The sequence below is a fragment of the [Mycobacterium] manitobense genome, from assembly GCF_025821665.1.
GTDB lineage: Bacteria > Actinomycetota > Actinomycetes > Mycobacteriales > Mycobacteriaceae > Mycobacterium > Mycobacterium arseniciresistens.
Window position 1 is genome coordinate 1 of sequence record NZ_JACKSJ010000090.1, and the last position, 525, is coordinate 525.

The following is a 525-nucleotide window of genomic DNA, read 5'->3' on the forward strand; positions in this document are numbered from 1 at the left end:
TACGCCGCCCATCAACGGCAGACCTCGGGGCAGGACCGGGACGCCGCCCGGGGCTGGGCGGAGCGCAACAGCGCGGCCTTCTGTGACGGCTACATCGCGGGCAGCGCCATCGACCCGCGGCAGGCGTCCGCTGTGCTGCGCGCCTACGAATTGGACAAGGCCGTCTACGAAGCGGGATACGAGGCCCGCTACCGGCCGTCCTGGTTGCCCATTCCGCTGAGCGCCATCGACCGTCTGCTGGCGGTATAGATCGCCGAGCCCGGGGGTCAGCGCACCAGCCTGCGCAGCAGCGCGGCCGCGGTCAGCACCCCGGCGACGGCGGCCACCGCCAGCACGGTGACGTCCAGCCAGATGTTGCCCGGCGTGCCGATCAGCAGGCCGCGCAACGCGTTCACCTCGTAACTGAGCGGGTTGACCGCGGACAGCCAGCGCAGCCACTGCGGCATCACCTCGACCGGGTAGAGGGCGTTGGAGGCGAAGAACAGCGGCATGGTGATGGCCTGACCGATACCCATTAACCGGTCC

The 525-nt window shown here is 70.1% G+C and carries 1 protein-coding gene and 1 pseudogene; one reads left to right on the forward strand and one right to left on the reverse strand.

Annotated elements, in window-relative coordinates; all coding sequences use genetic code 11:
- Positions 1 to 249, forward strand: a pseudogene (locus H7I41_RS11675) (maltokinase); the annotation flags it as partial.
- Positions 250 to 266: 17 nt separating this feature from the next.
- On the opposite strand, the gene H7I41_RS11680 reads toward H7I41_RS11675, so the two are convergent.
- A partial coding sequence (locus H7I41_RS11680; RefSeq protein WP_264012745.1) for an ABC transporter permease occupies positions 267 to 525 on the reverse strand: 259 nt, incomplete at its 5' end.